General features: G+C 50.8%; 15 protein-coding genes and 2 pseudogenes. 4 read left to right on the forward strand and 13 right to left on the reverse strand.

Annotated features, from left to right (window positions below; all coding sequences use genetic code 11):
- Window positions 1-123: 123 nt before the first annotated feature.
- From EXW96_RS04025 to EXW96_RS04080, 12 genes are all read right to left on the reverse strand, one after another.
- Window positions 124-1,485, reverse strand: a complete 1,362-nt coding sequence (locus tag EXW96_RS04025; RefSeq protein WP_174349936.1) for a sensor histidine kinase — start codon at window positions 1,483-1,485, stop codon at window positions 124-126.
- Window positions 1,482-2,171: a response regulator transcription factor gene (locus EXW96_RS04030; RefSeq protein WP_174350069.1), complete on the reverse strand. Its 690-nt coding sequence runs from the start codon at window positions 2,169-2,171 to the stop codon at window positions 1,482-1,484. Before EXW96_RS04030 ends, EXW96_RS04025 begins: the two co-directional genes overlap by 4 nt.
- A 100-nt stretch (window positions 2,172-2,271) precedes the next feature.
- Window positions 2,272-2,820 (reverse strand): hypothetical protein, encoded by a 549-nt coding sequence (locus tag EXW96_RS04035; protein WP_254611206.1) that lies wholly within the window; start codon window positions 2,818-2,820, stop codon window positions 2,272-2,274.
- Entirely contained in the window at window positions 2,820-3,116 is a 297-nt protein-coding gene (locus EXW96_RS04040; RefSeq protein WP_174349937.1) for a hypothetical protein, read from the reverse strand. The genes EXW96_RS04035 and EXW96_RS04040 overlap by 1 nt, the downstream gene beginning before the upstream one ends.
- Before the next feature lie 76 nt (window positions 3,117-3,192).
- Complete coding sequence (locus EXW96_RS04045) at window positions 3,193-5,496, reverse strand: thiamine pyrophosphate-dependent enzyme (protein ID WP_174349938.1); 2,304 nt, start codon at window positions 5,494-5,496, stop codon at window positions 3,193-3,195.
- Window positions 5,497-5,530: 34 nt separating this feature from the next.
- The gene (locus EXW96_RS04050) at window positions 5,531-6,535 is read right to left on the reverse strand and encodes a 2-oxoacid:acceptor oxidoreductase family protein (RefSeq protein WP_062408374.1); all 1,005 of its coding nucleotides are present in this window, start codon (window positions 6,533-6,535) and stop codon (window positions 5,531-5,533) included.
- Window positions 6,536-6,931: 396 nt separating this feature from the next.
- Entirely contained in the window at window positions 6,932-7,300 is a 369-nt protein-coding gene (gene uraH / locus EXW96_RS04055; RefSeq protein ID WP_174349939.1) for a hydroxyisourate hydrolase, read from the reverse strand.
- Window positions 7,297-8,832: a factor-independent urate hydroxylase gene (gene pucL, locus EXW96_RS04060; protein ID WP_174349940.1), complete on the reverse strand. Its 1,536-nt coding sequence runs from the start codon at window positions 8,830-8,832 to the stop codon at window positions 7,297-7,299. Before pucL ends, uraH begins: the two co-directional genes overlap by 4 nt.
- A 92-nt stretch (window positions 8,833-8,924) precedes the next feature.
- A complete protein-coding gene (locus tag EXW96_RS04065; protein WP_137671096.1) occupies window positions 8,925-9,974 on the reverse strand; it encodes an ABC transporter substrate-binding protein in 1,050 nt (349 codons plus the stop codon).
- Window positions 9,975-10,001: 27 nt separating this feature from the next.
- Entirely contained in the window at window positions 10,002-11,348 is a 1,347-nt protein-coding gene (locus EXW96_RS04070) for an amidohydrolase family protein (RefSeq protein ID WP_174349941.1), read from the reverse strand.
- A 49-nt stretch (window positions 11,349-11,397) separates the two neighbouring features.
- The gene (locus EXW96_RS04075; protein ID WP_137671097.1) at window positions 11,398-12,726 is read right to left on the reverse strand and encodes an FAD-binding oxidoreductase; all 1,329 of its coding nucleotides are present in this window, start codon (window positions 12,724-12,726) and stop codon (window positions 11,398-11,400) included.
- A gap of 371 nt (window positions 12,727-13,097) precedes the next feature.
- Entirely contained in the window at window positions 13,098-14,048 is a 951-nt protein-coding gene (locus EXW96_RS04080; RefSeq protein WP_054820020.1) for a helix-turn-helix transcriptional regulator, read from the reverse strand.
- A 164-nt stretch (window positions 14,049-14,212) separates the two neighbouring features.
- Here EXW96_RS04080 and modA point away from each other — a divergent pair, with 164 nt between their 5' ends.
- The 4 genes and pseudogenes from modA to EXW96_RS04095 all read left to right on the forward strand — a co-directional run.
- Window positions 14,213-15,064 carry a molybdate ABC transporter substrate-binding protein gene (gene modA / locus EXW96_RS04085; protein WP_174349942.1) on the forward strand — a complete coding sequence of 284 codons (852 nt, stop codon included), beginning with the start codon at window positions 14,213-14,215 and terminating at the stop codon, window positions 15,062-15,064.
- Between the two features lie 11 nt (window positions 15,065-15,075).
- Window positions 15,076-15,744 carry a molybdate ABC transporter permease subunit gene (gene modB, locus EXW96_RS04090; protein ID WP_373864992.1) on the forward strand — a complete coding sequence of 223 codons (669 nt, stop codon included), beginning with the start codon at window positions 15,076-15,078 and terminating at the stop codon, window positions 15,742-15,744.
- Between the two features lie 133 nt (window positions 15,745-15,877).
- Window positions 15,878-16,021, forward strand: a pseudogene (locus EXW96_RS28475) (alcohol dehydrogenase catalytic domain-containing protein); the annotation flags it as partial.
- Window positions 16,022-16,279 (forward strand): annotated as a pseudogene (locus EXW96_RS04095) (zinc-binding dehydrogenase); the annotation flags it as partial. It lies immediately after the preceding pseudogene.
- 24 nt (window positions 16,280-16,303) lie between these two features.
- Here the strand turns inward: EXW96_RS04095 and EXW96_RS04100 are convergent.
- Window positions 16,304-16,816, reverse strand: coding sequence for a (2Fe-2S)-binding protein (locus EXW96_RS04100; RefSeq protein ID WP_174350071.1), 513 nt, complete (start codon window positions 16,814-16,816; stop codon window positions 16,304-16,306).
- Between the last annotated feature and the right edge of the window lie 5 nt (window positions 16,817-16,821).

Raw genomic sequence — 16,821 nt, forward strand, 5'->3', positions numbered from 1 at the left:
CCTACTATAGCACAGATGAAAACCAGGGATATTTTCCCAAAGTTAGGCGATTCCTTGCTATGACTGGCTTTAGGCTTGATTATTAGAATTCAATGAGAATTCTCTCATGGTCTGCTCAGATTATTACGCTTCCTTTTCCTTCTTTAGCAGAGTTATGGTAACGGTCATCCCCTTCCCTTCGTCGCTGTCCAGCCGGATCGTACCCTGGTTCTGTTCTACGATCCGTTTGGCGATCGCAAGTCCGAGGCCCGATCCTCCCGTGCCCCGTCCTCGCGCTTTATCCACTCGGTAAAAACGCTCGAACAGCTGACCAAGCTCCCGCCGCGGAACCCCGATCCCCTCGTCCTTCACTTGCAATATAACCGTATTGGCTTCTTCTTTGCACACGATCGTTATAGGCTTTTTACTGTATTTAATCGCATTATCCAGAAGAATAATCAGCAGCTGCTTGATTTTTTCCTCGTCTGCCATGCAATAAAGCTCCTTGGAGGCGGATTCCACCCTAATCTCCCGCTTGAACGCAAGGCTCAGCTGTTCGGCTGTCGCATCAATCAAAGGCTTCAAATTGATATTGCGCAGCCGGATCTCGGGTTGACGTTCGATCTCCGCCATATGCAGCAGGGAGTCGATCAGACCTTTCAGACGGACGGTTTCCGAATGAATGGCGTCCAACGCTTCTTGACGAAGGGTCGGATCTTCTCCTCCCCACCGCCGAAGCAAAGACGTATAGCTTTCAATGACGGTCAGCGGCGTTCTCAGTTCATGGGAGGCATCGGAAACGAATTGTTTTTGCTTCAGGTCGTTTTCCTGCAGACTAAGGATCATTTGGTTGAAGGTTTTGCCCAGTCTTCCAAGCTCGTCATTTTTTGTTGTAAATTGTGAGCTTAGTTGAATGAACTGGCCCTTACTGCGGACGGTGTTCATCGTCTCGAGCAGCTTCCGGATCGGCCGTATGATGACCCGGGTGTAAAATACCCCTCCTACCAATGAAAACAGGAGGACGCTAACCGTGGTCACCATGAGCCCGGTAGCCAAGATTTCCATAAAATCTCCCAAGACGTCGAGCGCCTTTCCCAATTCCAGCAGCCCGATTTGAACGCCATTCTCTATAATAGGTACTTGTATGAACAACAACTGGTCAAGGCCGTTTTCAACGGTAAAATGGTAATCAGTCCGATAAACCGGCGGATGGGTTGCCAGCTGTTCGTTGGAAACGCTTTGGGCAGCGATGGCACCGGTTGGAGTGATAATCCGAATAAGTGAATCGGGGTCTTGAAACTCTTTGAGAAGATGTGGATTCGACCAATTTTCCGGAATTTTTATTTCAGGATTGCGGAGAATGATTTGCGCCTTGTTCCAAAGAAGCTCCACCTCGGCATCTGTGATTTTCTTCAGAATATAAAAATAAATAAAGTAATTAAAAAACAGCACGATCAGCAGTATCCAGGCTCCGGTCATCAAAATCAATCTTGTGCGGAGACTCATGGCTCAGGCACCGTCAATTCGTATCCGATGCCTCGCGCTGTTCGAATCAGCTTAGGCTGGTAGCCTTTATCGATTTTTTGGCGCAGATAGCGGATATATACGTCTACAATGTTCGTATCCCCGACAAAATCATATCCCCAGACATCGGACAAGATTTGCTCCCGGCTGACTACATATCCTTTGTGCTCGATCAAATATTGAAGAAGATCAAATTCCTTTGGGGTAAGCTCAATGGTGTTGCCGCCGCGCGTGACCTTACGCGCCGCCAGGTCCACCTGCAAATCATCGACTTCCAGCACATTGCCCGAAGGCTTGGGATGACTTGTCATCTGAATGAGATTGCGGATTCGGGCAAGCAGTTCTTCGATGGCGAACGGTTTGGTGACATAATCATTCGCGCCTTGTTCAAAACCGCTGACAACATCCGGTGTGGCGTCTCTGGCCGTCAACAAAATAACGGGAACGCTCTGATCCGCCTGACGGATCCGTCGCAGCACCTCCAGCCCGTTCCACTCGGGAAGCATCACATCCAGCAGGATGAGGCTCCAGGAGTCTTCCAAAGCCAGTTTTACTCCTTCCTTGCCATCAAATGCGGTACCGACCCGGTATCCCTCATGCTCCAACTCCAGTCTCAATACCCGCGATATATGCTCATCATCTTCAATAATAAGAATGGAATCGGCCATACGTTCTCCATTGTTCTCGTCGTTTGGTTTCATCATGTCCAAGCGGTTCATTCTTTATTCCGCTCCGGCAAAAAAAGAGCAATGATCCGCCTTTTAGCGGTCATTGCTCTTTTCCTGCGGATTCGGCCCGTTCACTGCCGAAAGCCATGATGACATGCTGAATTTTTTGCAGGCGAATATATTCGTTATTTTTCAAATCCGTTCGAAAATAAGCAAACATATAAGCGCCTTCCAGGAACGACAGGCCGGGATAACAGATTAAATCCGAGTTGGTATAGGGATTATCGAGAATAATCTGCCATTCTCCATCCCGTTGATCTGCCGGGACGGTTTCAAGAACCGTTTGCTTATAGGTGACGATAAGCTCATATTCATCCCAAATCTGCGCCCAAGCGGGACTGAATAGCTGCGGCTGCGGAAAAAGCTTCTTGGCCAATGTTACCAGACGGCGCATGTTCGCCATGTCGTTATCCTCGCAACGCTTCAACCGTTCGCGAAATCCATCGATAAACAGCCGAAATGACGTAAATCCGCCCTTTCGAATGGTGTCCTGAAAGGTGTTCAGTTCAGTCTCCGTAGCTGCGGCTTCAAATAAATCAAAAAGATTCGTATTCATCAGTTTTTTATTCCCCGTTCTTTGCGTCATCATTAGGCATCCCATGCGGAATGGACGGTCATATTCCCTTCCGGATCTAAACAAAGCCTGCGGGAAGGATCATTTTTCAGCTTTACATTAAAAAGCTTTAATCGGCCTTCGTTAACAGGCAGAAGCTGCCACAAGTCAAGATCGTCACGGCCGATCATGGATAAGAAATCATCCCTTTCCCGTTTTGCCGCGCTCTCGTCATCCCAATGCTTGGCGCCGTAATAATCCAGATCATAGTTGTTTTTTTGAATGCAGGCTGCAATCTCGCCGGATTGGGTATGCCGAAGGACATATAGCAACGGACATCCCTCCATATTTATGGGATAAAAAGAAAAGCGCAAGCTCAATGAAGAGTTTGCGCCCTGAGCATGTGCCTTACAAGTAAGGATTTTCGTGCTTCGCCTTCAGACGGCTCCAGCGGCGTTCCACTTCGTTCTCGAACGATTGAAGCGCTTCGGCGTATTCGGGCTTGGTCAGGTGCTTCGTTTTGCCCATATTTTTGAGCCACTCGCCAACCGGAATCCGCTTGTTTTTCTCTTCCGGGTTGTACGTAATCGTCGTCACTCCGTTCTCTACTTCGTAGAGAGGGAAGAAACAGGAATTCACGGCCTGATCGATCAGCGTTTGACCGATTTGTTCCTCAGACAGCCAGTTGAGCGGACAGGTGATCAGGATTTTGCCGTACACCAATCCTTCATTCTGCGCATAATATTGCGCCTTAGCCGCTTTCTTCAGCAGATCCTGCGGATTGGCTTCCGAACCGGTAAATACATAAGGAATATTGGTCGCCGCCATAATTTGCGGAGTATCCTTATGGTGGAACAGCTTGCCTCCTTGATGCTTGCCGACATTGGACGTAGACGTCCGATGTCCCAGTGGTGTCGAGTAGGACAGCTGAGCTCCCGTATTCATGTATCCTTCATTATCGTATTCAAGAATGATCATTTTATGATTGCGCAGCGCGGCGCCGATCGCAGGTCCCATCCCGATATCCATACCGCCGTCCCCGGTGATCATAACGAATGTAAAATCGTCCGGAAGATTCAAATACTCCAGCTCGCCGCGGCGTTTACGCTCCCAGAACATTTCCACCACGCCGGACAGCGTTGCCGCACCGCTCTGGAACAGGTTGTGGATATACGTCGCTTTGTGGGAGGAATAAGGATATCCTGTCGTAACAACCATCGCGCAGCCCGTATGGAACAAGGCTACGATATCGCCTTCAATCCCTTTGAAAAACAGTTCGAGACCGGAGAAAATACCGCATCCCGGACAGGCCCCATGGCCGGGAGCAAGACGCTTGGGCTTTTTCGTCAGCTGACGGATCGGAGGCACTTTGACTTTGAGTTGTCCCGTTTCTTCGTCTTTGCTGACGGTAATCAGGCCCGTTTTGAGATCCTCATACTTCATCGGCTCAAGAACACGTCTGGGTTTGTTGTTAGGATCGCCGGGCGTATGTCCGTAATAATCGAACGGCACGTCGACACGGCCCTTCTTCACCGCCTCGATGGCGAGCTCGAAGAACGCATGGCCGTCTTCGGCATAGAAATCTTTGCCGCCGAGTCCGTATATACGGCTGATGACCATCGTATCGCGGTTGCCGTGCGTGAAAAGCGCCGCCCTGATCTCCAGCGACATATTGCCGCCGTAAGCTCCGTAGGAATCGGCGCGGTCGCCGACCGTCACGGCTTTGACGTTTTTAAGCGCCTCTGCTATTTGCTTCTGCGGGAACGGGCGAATCATGTTCGGTGCAATCGACCCCGCTTTGATGCCTTGGGCGCGCAGCTGGTCGACAACGTCTTTAATAATTTCCGACGACGAGTTCATCAGGAACACGGCCACTTCCGCGTCTTCCATCCGGTAAAGGTCGAGGATCGGGTAATCGCGGCCCGTCAAGATTCTGTATTCTTTTCGGATACGGTCGAATACCTCTCCTGCTCTGTACATCGCCTCGGATTGCTGGTAACAGTTATTGATGTAGTCCGGCTCGTTCATGTAAGGCCCGACGGTAATCGGATTATTCCGGTCAAGCACGTGCGGGAACTGCTTCGGCTGCTCCCCGATAAAGGCATGAACATCGCTCTTATGTGCGAAGGTTTGTACGCGGCGCTTCTGGTGAGAAGTAAAGTAACCGTCGGAGGCTACGATAACCGGAAGACGGACATCCGGATCTTCCGCCAGCTTGATTGCCATGATATTCATATCGTAAACGGCTTGCGGATCGCGGCACATCAGGATCGGCCAGCCGGTATTCAGCGCGTAGTACAAATCGGAATGGTCGCCGTGTATGTTCAAGGGTCCCGATACGGAACGGCAAACCAGATTCATCACCATCGGAAAACGCGTTCCGGATTGAACCGGCATCTGCTCCAGCATGTATAGATAGCCGTTAGCGCTGGTTGCATTGAATACGCGTCCGCCTGCGGTGGAGGCCCCGTAGCAAATCCCCGCGGACCCATGCTCTCCGTCTGCCGGAATGAGTTTGATGTCATGCTGGCCGTTAGCCTTCATCAAGTCAAGGAATTGTGCTACTTCGGTGGACGGGGAAATGGGAAAGTACCCCATCACATGATAGTTGATCTGGTGAGCGGCATAAGCGGCCATTTCGTTACCGGACTCATATACCATCCGCTGCTCTACCGTTCCTTGGCTGACCTCTTTATTGATTTCAATTGCCATATGCTTTCACCTCTCCCTGTTTATCGTAAGCTTGTCAGTTCGCCAAGACGAAACGATGCGGAACGCGATGCGCTTCAGCGTAGCCATCCGTCTCGCGATTCGCCGAGAGCGCTTCTGTCGGACAGGCAACAACGCACTTCAGACAGCCTTTGCAGTATTGGTAATCAATGCCTTGAAGGAACATTTGCGGACGGCCCTTCTTGTCGGGCAGTTCGTCCCAGACGAAGCAAAAGTCGGGACAGGCGGTATCGCAGGCCGCACAGTGAATGCATTTGTCCTCGTCAAAATGAGGCATCATTCCGTTCCGGGAAATACTCAGATCCTTCAAAATACTGTTGCCGGGATTGGTGACCATTCCGCCGATCGATTGCGTGGCATAGCCCAGCACCGGGATATCCCAACGCGTAGGCTTCGGCATTTCCGTCCCTTCCGGCAATGCGAAGGTTTGAAACTGCACCTCGTCGTAGCCGCGCTGGAATGTTCTAAGAGCCGGCTCCACCGCGCCAGGGTATTTTTTCTCTAGGGATTTGCGAATAATCCCCTTCATATGCTCGAAATCAAGGAATTCGCAGAGCCGGAACAAGCCGCCCAGCATCGCCATGTTAACGCGGTTTTTCTCCTCCAGCGCAATGCCGGTGGCATCGACCACGGCAACCGTACCGCCGATCAGCTTCATTTTCTCCTTCAATGCTTCGGGAGTCTTGGAGGAATTGACCAAAACCACGCTGTCTTGATAAATGCCGCTGACCACATTCACGGTTTTGGATAAATTTTCATGAAACACACCTACTACGTGCGGACGTTCAACCGGCGTGGTGTCGCGAATGTTCGTCTCCATATCGCAAAAACGAATATGCGCTTTAACTGGCGATCCTTTTTTCTCGGAACCGTAAGAAGAAAAACTGACGCCGTTAAAACCGCTTCCAACAACGCCTGCTTCTGCCAGCATCTTGCCCGCCAGATTCGCGCCCAGACCGCCGATGGATTCGAGCCGAATTTCAAAGAAGCCGAGTTCGTTCGTTTTCGGTAGAACCCTCATGAGTTCAACTCCCCTCGTAAAATTGAAAAGGTTTACAATTCCTACGAAAACAGTATATCAGTTTCTATTCTTCTCGCATAGAGTTTCCGGCAATTTTGTAAGCGTTTTTTGAAGAAAATCTAACATGAATACCAACAAAATTTCCATATATTACAATTATGAACCGCCGGTTTTATTGGTTACAGAGCAATTCGTCCCATTTTTTATGAAAAATGAGCTGGAAATGAGGTTTTATATGAAACTATCTGTTATGAAACAGCATAACGCTGTTATAAAACATTACAAAGATGGTCATTCTTATGCGATCGGGACCTATGCCAAAACGTAATAACGCCCAACCGTTCGCAGCTTCGGTCGGGCGTTTATTTTTAAACTTTTCTTCAGGCTTATCATTCATCAACTGCCGCGATACGTGCTGTATCCGCCTGGCGCGACCAGCAGCGGCACGTGATAATGCTTATCGGGATCTTGAACACCGAAGCGGATCGGCACCTCGCCCAGAAACGGCTCGCCGGCATCGAATGCCGCAGTGCCCAGGTCAACGAAATAATCCCCCACGGCAAAAACAAGCTCATACTTTCCTGCGGTCAACTCTTCGCCTTCAAGCAGCGGTGCGTCCGGGCGGCCGTCGGTATTGGTCATGATCTTACGTATCCGCTCTTTGGTTCCGTTTGCTGTTATCCGCCATAGCTCCAGCTTCATGCCCCCGGCCGGACGTCCGGAAGAAATATCCAGCACATGCGTCGTCAAGCATCCGCCCTTCACGCTGTAACTCCCTTCTGTTCGCCCGCTGCCGTCCCGGCGTGCGCTTCTGTCAAATCGGCTTGTGTCATCGTGAAGCCCTGGAAGCCGTAAGGCGGCCTCGGTTCCGTGTATACGCGTCCTTCCGAGCCGGAGATTTCTTCGACGACCGTTTCCCACGTGCGGTTGTTTGATTCGAAGCGAACCTCCGACAGCTGTGGAAACCGGGACAAGATCCGAAGTCCGATATGATAAATTAGATGCTGGATCGACGGACTGTTTTGTTCGTGGAAAACGGTATGCGCAATATCGCGAATTTGCTCTGAAGCGACATAGCTTTCTTCTCCCGGCGAGATGACATCCTCAACCTTCCCGTACTTCCACACGATGTTGAGCCAAATGAACAGAGGCCGGTCATGCGATTCCGGCAAGGTCGTATATTCATCCCGGACAAAACCGGCAAACGAACTCCCTTTCACTTTAATCAACTGAAGGTCGGAGACACCGCACTGATGGCCGGTCACCACAATCCCTTCACCCGAGCGTTCTACGGTCAAAGCCGCCGAGGAATGATCGTTGTGCGAACGCCGGTACACCAATCCGCTTTCAATAAGATCTCCTTGAGGCCCCGGCACGGGCAGCGTCTCGAAGGGAATCCGATCCGCACGGATTCGAATGGTAGTCATCTGGGGATATTTCGATAAAAAGATACGGCTAATATGCAGCAGGAAGCCTTCAACCGTACAGCCATCGTAATCTGCCGCATGGCGGAGGATCAGATTTTTCATCGAATCGGTGGCAACGACGAGTGAATTATCCCCTTCCGTGAATGAAGGCAGAAACGCATCGCCTTGCACCGCAATGTTCACATTGAGCGCAAAGATGACGTTATCGCTGCCGATAAAACCGGACTCCGGAATCCGCCTGACCGCCTGGAGCGGTTTGGCAAAGGTACGGTAAACCAGCACATCTCCTTTCCCGTAATACATGGTGCGCCCGGTTTCGTTCGGTTTTATCATCATATTCGCATTCCCCTTTCCGGAACATGAGACGGTATCCTCTTCGATCCGATCGTTTAAGCGAAAGAGGGCGATTTTGCTTACCTCTCTCCATGCGATTTCGTATTCTTCTTCTGTCGTGCCCTTGAGACGGGCTTGCATAGCTGCCAGGATCGAATGCTTGTTATGTCCTCGAACGGCCATAATAAAAGGAAATCCGAACTTGCCTACATATGCTTCGTTGCATGAGGAAAACTCCGCATACTCAGCTTCTGTCAAGCCGGTTAACCCTGCCCCTTGCTGCTCCTTCACTGACGTTTCGCTCATACTCAGCTTACCCGCCAAATCCGGGTGAGCCCGCAGCAGCGCAAGTCGTTCCTTCGGACTGGCGGAACGTACAGCCTCCAGCATCGCATCGTGCAGGTGCTTCACGCTGGAGAACGGACGTGCGGCATAGACTGTCTCCGCTATCCACGGGGAGTGCTCAAACACCCATCCGATCGTCTCGACGAACGCGTGTTTCTCCATGTTGTTCAGTGCGTTCAGCCTAATTTTCATGTCACCGACACCTGCTTCCACTGTCGAATCTCAACTGCTCCATTACGGCCTTCCGAATTTCCTTCTTTTAGATGAAAAGGTACATGCACGACTTACTTTTTAGGCAAAAATTCGGTAGTAAAGACTTTGCTAACATCGAGCGGCGACTTCAGAAGCCCCAGATCGGCCAACTGCTTGTTCAGCGTTTCCCAACGTTCCATAGACATATAGCCTACACCGTGTGTGGCGGCATCTCCTTCAAAGACGAGAGGCTGCAGCGCCGTCGCGCTGTATTCCAATTTTTCCAGCGGAGTGTCCGGATTTTTCTCCTGGATGAACGGGTTGATTTCCGTATAATGGTCTTTGTAGTAATTCCACCCTTTCACCGTCGCTTCGACGAAGGCCTTCACCGCCTCGGGGTTTTCTTTCATAAAGCTTTCGGTGGTATACATGATGTTGCCGTAAGGCGCATAGCCGAAGTCTGCGTTCAGCAGCACCTCCACTTCAACCCCCTCCTGCTTCATGGCAAAAGGCTCGGAGGTCACATATACCTGTGTGGCGGATTCTTTATCGTTCACAAAGTTGGCCAATTGCCCCGTATATTTCAACTCCTGAACTTTATCGAGATGGAACGCCTTTTTCATGTATTCCCAATAAGCGACGCCGCTGCCGACATAAACTTTGCGGCCGTTCAGCTGCTCCATGCTTTTGATGTTCCGATCTTTGTGCACCATGATCCCCTGGGGATTTTTCTGGAAGGTTCCCAGAATCGCGACCAGAGGGAGGCCGTTTTCTCTTGCAAACAGCACTTCATCGGCCTGCCCCATGCCGAACTGCGCTTTCCCGGAAGCGACAATCTGCGTTGCCGAGATGCCCGGACCTCCGGATTGGATCGTCATGTCCAAACCTGCCTCTTTATAGAAGCCTTTGATTAGGGCCGTGTAATTGCCGCCGTGCTCCGATTGGGCAAACCAGTTCGTCACCTGGGTAACGGCAACCGGCTGCTTTTCTGCATCGGACGGAGCTCCTGGTTTCGGATCGGCCGAAGCCGGCTGCGTTTCCGATTGGGCGCCGCAGCCGCTAAGTACGGCACCGGCAATAAGCAAACCGGCGAATACGGCAGTAACCTGGCGTTTGGACCATGATAAATTCCATTTTTTCATATATATACCCCCCATCATTCATATCGTTTACCCTTGAATTAATGAAGCCAATCGATCGAGTACATTCGATCCCCAAGTCTCTGTTTGCGCTGAAGCATACACCCATCTTCCGCCCCGGTAAACGGCGCGTCCGGAAGGCTGTTCCGTCAGCAGCTCATGAGCGGACCGCGCATCCAGAACAACAAAATCGGCGGAGGCTCCGGCGAAGATCCCGTATGCTCCAAGCCCCAGAATGGAAGCGGGGGTTTCGGTAACCATCCGCAAAAGCGCAAGCTGATCCGCAGGGCTGCCCAGATGTGCGGCATAGCCGGTGATCAAGGCGATTTGCAGTAAATCCCCCTTGCCGAAAGGATGGAACGGATCCTGGATGTTGTCGGAGGCCGCCGCCAACGCAATACCGGCATTCAGCAGCTCCTTCACCCGCGTCGTTCCCCGGCGGATTAATCCTTGATCTCCGCGTCCCTGCAGGTACAGGTTGACTGCCGGAAGCGTAACGGCGCCAAGCCTCGCATCTGCCATCCGCTCGATCAACTGCCCGGCACGTGCCTGATCTATCGCGGACAGGGAGCATAAATGGCCTACCGTTACCCGCCCTTGATAACCGTACTCTATCGTTTTCTCCGCAATATAAGCGATCGTTTGAATAGTCGGGTCATCGCTTTCATCCGCATGAAGATCGACGGGTTTTCCGTATTTTGCAGCCAGCGCAAAGATAAGATCCATATCCTCCTCCGGTGTCATCGAGAGGTGCGGCGCTCCGCCGACCCCGTCCATGCCCAGCTTTAACGCTTCTTCGATCATTTCCATTTCCTCTTTGGTCAGCTTGTCGTAAGGACACATCGGGTAAAATTGCATCTGCAGCACACCCTGCAGCTCCTCTTTGACTTCAAGCGCGGCATGCACAGCACGAAAAGCGGTCTCCCGTCCTGCCTTGACAGGAAAATCCAGATGACTGCGAAGCGCTGTAGTGCCGAAAGAAAGAGCCCGCAAAGCCGCTTTACGGATGCGGTTCTTAAGCTCTTCTTTGGTAAAGCTCTGAACGGCGGCCCTGTAATTCGTTATCGCCTCGTGAAGCGTTCCGGAACGATTGCCTACTTTGGCGAGGGAATAGGCCTTATCCAGATGCATATGGGCATCCACCATGCCCGGAATCAGCACCCTGCCCTGCAAATCCAGCGCACAGTCCGATCCGGCGTTAAACGGTTTCGAGAACCATTCATCCATAGGCAGGAAAGGGTCCGCGCAAGGAATCGTTCCCTGCTGCTGCAAAGCAATCGAAGTCCAGCTTCCGTCCGAAGCTTTCAATTCATACAGGCCGTTTTCATCCAGCAACGGAAGCCGTGCGTTAATCAAATGAAGTTCGGATGAATTCATTCGCCGCTCCTCTCTGTTCCCTTATTTTCGATGATCTCCTCCTTTCCGCTTACGGTTCATAAACAATTTTTCCGGGATTCAGCAATCCCAGGGGGTCGTTCTCGCGTTTTTTCCGCTGCATGGCTCCCACTTCACCGCGTCCCCCGCTGTCGAGCACCCAAGTATGGGGATCAAAAATGTTCACGCCGTTGGCCTCAAAAAAACGGATGATTTCATATAATCTCTCTTCGCTTTTAAATCTGATAAGGGGAAGCGATGCCAGGCTTAACCGGCCTCCGTTCTTCACCCATTCAAAATGCAGCAGCACCTCGTCGCCGAATTCATCTTTTATCAGCCGGATTTGCTCCAAATAACGGTCGGCTGCAAAGCCGGCCTGAAGATAAGTGATCGCCGGATCCATCTTCAGCGCCCAAAGCGTCGTATGATTCCAAGTAAAATCGGAAAGACCGATTGTCTTGCGATACTGCTCCGCTTCGATGATATGCCCGACGCGCCCGCCCATGCTTTGGGCCAGCCCGGAAACAGCCGTCAGCGTGCCGTTGGCGATTTCCAGAAACACGGCCGCCGCCCCGGGTTCCAATACTTTTTTGAGCGGTACAAAATACGCGGGAATCGGCCACTCCATCGGGCTGATTAAACGTTTGGGAATCGCTTCTTCTTTGGCAAGCGCTTCGCCGAACTGCACCGCCGACGCTATATCGTTAAAATGAATAACGGTCTGCATCCACTCCGTTTTCGGGGCCGATGCGATGGTAAGCTCCGTGACGATCCCCGTCGTTCCATAGTTGTGAATGTATGGATACAGGTCCTGTCCTTGGACAACCAACCGTCTTGGAACTTCTTCCATTGTATAAACGCCCGCCTCCAGTACGTTGCCGTCCCACAGGTTGCCCCATGTGATCGAGCCGATGCCGCCGGAACCGCCGCAGACAAATCCGCCGACCGTCGCCTTCATGAAGGTGCTTGGATAGATGCGCAGTTCCTGTCCCCTCTCCCTCAGATGCTTCTCCAGCGAGCCGAGTCGTACACCGCATTGCACGCGGACGTATCCGTCGCCAACTTCCAGGATTTCATCCAGCTGACTCATATCCATCACAATACCGCCTTCCAGAGGAACCGCCTGGCCGTAATTGCCCGTGCCCGCCCCTCGAACTGTAACCGGTATGCGGTGCCGGTAGGCAAAGGACAATACCGCCGATACCTCGCGCTCATCCTTCGGGATGACGATGCCGTCGGCGATTTTTTCCTTCAACTGACGTTCGAGCACCGGCGAATACCAATAATAGTCCTTGGACAAACGTTCTTTGGACTCCGTATCGAGCAACAGACGCGCTTCCCCAAGCAAACCGATCATTTCTTTCTCCCATTCGACAGCCATGCTTGATTCGCTCCTCTCGGCTTCAATGTTTTCATGCGCCTGATACGACCCGTACCCGTTCACTGATTTCATTCGTCGTGCGGTACCATCAGCGTGGGTTTGCCGATATCTCTTTCTCGCTCAGCACCTCCATTTGTTGTTATTGTATTAGATGGGTTATGGATGGTAAATAGAATATGAGTGTTTTTGTAATAATACATAACATTATAGTGCAGTTTTGTGCGTCATACCATAATCACATGTTATATATAATTACATATATATGCCATATTTAGAGGTCAAAAGACTTAGTTTCAATAAAATAAGCCAGATTTTCCTTATTGCGGAAAACCCGGCTTCCATTGATTGGTTCATTATATCAGCTTATTCGCTTATGTTTCGAGCAGGATTCGACCTGTCAAAGACAAGTCGTACCCGTGAATGGTGCGCAGTTCATTCTGAAATGCATCGGACTGCAAAATGTAAATGAAGGATTCGATCCATTCCCGATTCTCAGGCTTTTTCATCATAACGAGATCGTACCGTTCTTGAATTAAGGGGATAAACTGGACATTGCCGACAATGGAAGCGGCTTTTTCGATTCCTATGCCGACATCCGCCTCCCCGGAAGCCACTTTTCCGGCTACCCCTAAATGATTGGATTCCTCTTTATGATACCCGTTGAGCCGGTCCGGCGGAATGCCGTGAAGACGAAGCTGTTCGTCAAGCAGAACACGTGCTCCCGAACCCTTTTCACGATTGATGAGCCGTAAGCCCGGCCGCTTTAGATCGCTCCAACTGCCAAGATTGTGCGGATTGCCCTGCTGGACATAAAATCCGGCCCATCGCGAAAGCAAATTCACCACCAGATAGGACGAGCCGACGAGCAATTTACGGATATAGGGGAGATTATACTCTCCCGTATCGCCATCCAACAGATGCGTACTGACGATGTCCGATTCGCCCCGGTACATGGAAATCAGGCTGTCGAGGCTTCCGACATAGGCACGCAATGGCCGTACGCCGGGGATATTCCTCTCTATATGCTTGGCCAGAATATCCAGGCTGATGTCCTGCCCGGTGATAACGACAGCGCGCGTTCCGTTATGGGAAGCCGATAGCGCGGGTCTTGCAGAAACTTCAGCCAGTGCCGGCTTTTCGGCGGCCTTGATGCTTTTGCTTCTTTGCTTATACGCTTCGAGGTCGGCCGCATCCACCCGCATCTGCTTGCCAACCCGGTAAGAGGGCAGCTCCCCTTTTTTTATCAGATCGTATACCGTGAGTTTGGATATCTTCAATAGCTTAGCGATTTCCTCGGTCGTGTAGGATTGTTCGTTAGACATCCTAATCCTCCCTGCTCATTGTCATTGCCGCTCATTCGTCCGACTTTATTTTATCACATCCGGACATAAAAAGATTCTTATACAGGTTTACAATGTAAAAACTCTATATACAATATAATTATTTATGTTATATTATATCTAATTATAATTTAGGAGGCGAAATAATGTTTGGAAGTGTTAAAAGAAATATGATCTTATTATTTATCTCTGTAATAATGTTTGCGTTTGCAGGTTGCGGAACGGAGCAAAAACCGGCCGCTAACGCCGGTAACAGTGTACAGGCCCCGAATTCGAACCAAACCGGTCAGCAGTCTGTGGAAACTGTGGAATTGACCGTTTCTGCGGCAGCAAGCCTGACCGATGCGCTCAAGGAAATCCAGAAGGCTTACGAAACCAAGAATACAAATATCAAATTGAACTTTAACTTCGGCGCATCCGGGGCTTTACAACAGCAGATTGAGCAAGGGGCTCCGGCAGATTTATTCCTTTCCGCTGCGCCCAAGAACATGCAGGCGCTCGTTGACAAACAGCTGATCGATACGAATAAACAAAAGAATTTGTTGAACAACGAACTGGTCGTCGTCACTCCGGCAGATGGGAAAACGGAGGTTAAAAGTATAGCGGATTTAGCGAAAGCGGAAGTAAAACATGTGGCGATCGGCATTCCGGAAAGCGTCCCGGCCGGAAACTATGCCAAAGAAGCGCTTACTAACGCCAAACTGTGGGATACGCTGCAGTCCAAAACCGTACAAGGAAAAGACGTGCGACAAGTGCTTCAATATGTGGAAACCGGGAACGCCGAAGCCGGATTTGTATATAAAACGGACGCTTTGACTTCAAAGCAGGTCACCATCGCTTTTGCCGTCGATCCGACTACCTACACTCCCGTCGAGTATCCGATAGGAATTGTCAAAGCGACGAAGTATAGTAAAGAAGCTGAAGATTTATTTACATACCTGCAATCGAAAGAAGCGCTGGATGTATTCGTCAAATACGGATTTTCCATACCAAAGTGATCGTGATGGGCATGAGTTGGAGTTGGAACGAATATTGGTCCCCGATAGGATTATCACTGCAAGTGGCCATGCTATCCAGTATAGTGGTTGCTGTGTTAGGTGTGGGTGCTGCCTGGTGGATGTCCCGGCGATCGTTTAAAGGAAAGACGCTTCTCGAAACGGCATTTATGCTGCCGCTTGTCCTTCCGCCAACCGTAGTCGGTTTTTTGCTCTTGGTTATGCTTGGCCGAAAAAGCTGGATCGGACGTTTCTTCGAATGGTTGTTCGATGCGCCGGTCGTCTTTTCCTGGTGGGCAGCCGTGGTCGCTTCGATCGTGGTAGCTTTTCCGCTCGTCTATCAAACGATGAAGACAGGCTATGCTTCCGTCGACCGGGATTTGGAGGATGCGGGGCGTTCCATCGGAGCAAGCGAATGGCAAGTGTTCAGGTACATCACACTTCCATTAACCTTTCGTTCATTAGTCACCGCCTATATCCTTGGCTTCGCGCGGGGCCTCGGCGAATTCGGGGCAACCTTGATGATTGCCGGGAATATTCCCGGCAAAACCCAAACCATCCCTACTGCGATTTATGTTGCGGTCGATGCGGGCAATACGGCGATGGCGTGGGCCTGGACAGGTGCTATTATTCTCATTTCCTTTATTATGCTGCTGTTTACCGGTCGCATTTCAAAAAAATGATCATCGCGATGTTAAATATTTCATTCCAAATACGCTGAAATCATTTCCTTTCAAACATCCTGTGATATATTTTAAATGCAAGAAAACGTTGCCATTTGAAATCATGGAGGATGGTGTCTATGTTAGCGAATGAGCGGGAATTTGTCACACCGACCTGATTGTTCGAGATCAGTATTATCCTGTTCCGCTTCCCGCCGTACTAGGCCATGAGGGCTCGGGTATTGTGGAAAGCGTAGGCAATGGCGTATCCAGCGTACAGCCTGGAACCTATACAATTAATCCCAAGACTGTAAATACGGTCGAAGAGATTCGGAAAATCACCGGTAAGGGGGCAAATTATTCGATAGAAACCACAAGCAGGCCTGAGGTACTGCGTCAAGCGGTGGATTGCCTCGCTACGTTGGGAACGGCCGTTGTCATCGGGGCTCCGGCTCTCCATATATCTTATAGCCAAAAATCAACAGGGCTGCCTTCCAAGGCAGCTCCGTCCATTACGCCATACGCCACAATGTCTGACCCAAAGGACAAACCGTAACATTTCTTCGCACTATGCCCATGCTTATACTTCACGGTCCACATTCCTCGCACCTTGCCTGTTAAGTTCGGACAGCTTTTCTACCGCCCGAATGATCGGTCCATAGCCGGTACAACGACATAAATTGCCCGACAGGGATTCTTCAATTTCCGAACGATTCGGGCAAGGATTCGCTTTTAAGAGCCCTTTGACGGACATCAGCATACCCGAAGTGCAGTAACCGCATTGAAAAGCGCCTTCCTCCAGAAACGCCTGCTGCACCGGATCGCGCTCCGGTCCTTGCAGCCCTTCAATAGTCACCAGCTCTCTGCCTGCGCATTGATAGGCCATCAACAAACAGCTGTTGACCGGGTTGCCGTCCAAAAGCACCATACAAGCTCCGCATCGCCCGATTCCGCAGGCCATTTTCGTCCCCGTCAGGCGCAGTTCATCCCGGAGAATGTCGAGCAATTTTCTCGTGGGAGGCATATGCTCCAGGACGACAGGCTTCCCGTTGATCGTGCAGCTCCATGCTCCGGCATTGGCATCTACAATCATCCGCT

This window comes from Paenibacillus sp. JMULE4 (assembly GCF_013337105.1).
GTDB classification, from domain to species: domain Bacteria; phylum Bacillota; class Bacilli; order Paenibacillales; family NBRC-103111; genus Paenibacillus_G; species Paenibacillus_G naphthalenovorans.